Annotated in this window: 1 protein-coding gene and 1 pseudogene; both read left to right on the top strand. The window is 71.9% G+C overall.

Going from position 1 to position 2,081, the window contains the following annotated elements; translation table 11 throughout:
- Positions 1-101 precede the first annotated feature (101 nt).
- Positions 102-983, top strand: coding sequence for a hypothetical protein (locus ICW40_RS19470; RefSeq protein ID WP_221655638.1), 882 nt, complete (start codon positions 102-104; stop codon positions 981-983).
- A gap of 266 nt (positions 984-1,249) precedes the next feature.
- A pseudogene (locus ICW40_RS19465) lies at positions 1,250-2,081 on the top strand (PKD domain-containing protein); the annotation flags it as partial.

Here is a 2,081-nt window from a genome sequence, read left to right as displayed (position 1 = left end):
CCCCGGCTCCGGCCCCCGCGCCTGCCCCGGCCCCGGCCCCGGCGCCTGCCCCGGCCCCCGCTCCGGCGCCCGCGCCTGCTCCCGCCCCCGCTCCGGGTGCCGTGAAGCCGGACGCGTCGAACACCGGCGTCCGTCCCGGCTCGAACCTGCGGGTCCACCGCGGCGACATCACCGTCACGCAGCCCGGCACGGTGCTGGAGAACATGGACATCTACGGGTTCGTGAACGTCAAGGCGGCCGACGTGACCATCCGCAACTCGCGCGTCCGCGGCTCGGGCAAGGCGACGTACAGCATCGGCCTGATCAACGCGACCGACTCCAAGGTGCGCAACCTGGTGGTCGAGGACGTCACCCTGGTGCCGGACGCGCCGTCGTACTACGTCGATGGCATGCTCGGCCACGACTACACCGCGCGCCGGGTCAACACCTGGAACGTGACCGACGGGTTCGGCATCTTCAACACCCACGGCTCGGCGGCGAACGTGCGGATCGAGTCGAGCTACGTGCACGACCTGGCCTACTTCTCCCCGTCGCCGACGCACTCGGACAACCAGACCCACAACGACGCCATCCAGATCCAGGGCGGGTCGAACATCACGATCGTCGGCAACACGCTCTCGGCGTGGCGCTCGAAGACGGCCGGGACCCAGAACTACAAGGTCCAGCAGGCCGGGTTCGGCCTCATCGTGACGCCCAACGTCAACGCGGTCACCAGTGCCTCGGTGAGCAAGAACTGGTTCGACGGCGGGCACATCCCGTTCAAGATCGAGCGCCGCGACCGGGTGGGCGCGATGAACTTCGGGTCGATCACCGACAACAAGTTCGCGCGTGACATGGGTAACACCCCGATGGCCGGGAAGAACAACTTCTTCACGATCCTCATGACTCCTGACACGACCGCTGTGACCAGCGGGAACGTCTACGCCGACAACGGCGCACCGGTCGAGGTCCGCCGCGACAGCGGCACGTCCACGGCACCCTGACGGACCCGCGGTCGTTTCGACTGGCGGAAGGCGGCTCGGAACCTGCGGGAAGCGTCGGCTACGGTCTCGACGTGCTCCCGTGCCCCGCGGCGTGCTCTTCGTCGAGAACCGCCGCGCCCCGCCACCGGCCGGGCGCCACCTGGAACGAGCCCTCACGACCCATCTCGCGGCGTTCCCGCCGCCCGACCGTGCAGTCCCAGCAGCGACCGACCGCACTCCCTGTGCGGTCGGTCGCTGCGGTGGTGCCGCCCCCTCCCAGGAGTCCGATGAGAACCCTCTTCACCGGCCGAAGCGCTCCCGCACCTACCCCGTCCCACAGCGCACGTCGTCGCGGCCTGCTGGCCACGACCCTGACCACCGCCGTCGCCCTCTCGAGCCTCGTCGCCCCCGCGCCGGCCGTTGCCGCGCCGACGGCCGTGGAGGACCAGTTCTCCCGCACCACCTCCTCCGGCTGGGGCAAGGCCAACGCCGGCGGCAGCTGGTCGGGCAGCGGCTCGCTCGCCGTCCGGTCCGGTGCGGGTCACCAGGTGCTGCGGCCCGGCACCTCCGCCGCTGCGGGCCTCAAGGGGTACTCGTCGACCAGCACGGACCTGCGCGTGCGAACGTCGTTGGACAAGGCGCCCGCGGGGGGCACCGCCTACCTCTCGGTCATCGGCCGCCAGGTGGGGAAGTCGGGTGACTACCGCGCACGGCTGAAGATCAAGCCGGACGGCACGGTCGAGCTCGTCGCCTCCCGCGGCGGTAAGGACCTCGACACCGAGACGCTGTCCCTGACCTACGCGCGGGGCACCTCGGTGAACGTGCGTCTGCAGGTCACCGGGACCTCACCGACGACCGTCAAGGCGAAGGCGTGGAGGGCGGGCACGACCGAGCCCGCCGACTGGCAGGTCAGCGCCACGGACGGCACGGGCGCGCTCCAGAAGGCCGGGACCGTCGGCATCTACACCTACCTCTCGGGCGCCGCGACCAACGCGCCCGTCACGGCTCGCTGGGACTCGCTGACCGTCGTGCCGGCCTCGGGCGCCCCAGCCCCGGCGCCCGCACCGGCCCCGGCCCCGGCTCCCGCTCCGGCCCCGGCGCCCGCGCCGGCCCCAGCTC

Source organism: Actinotalea ferrariae (assembly GCF_019733465.1).
Classification (GTDB): domain Bacteria; phylum Actinomycetota; class Actinomycetes; order Actinomycetales; family Cellulomonadaceae; genus Actinotalea; species Actinotalea ferrariae_A.
This window is presented reverse-complemented; position numbering and strand designations above follow the sequence as displayed.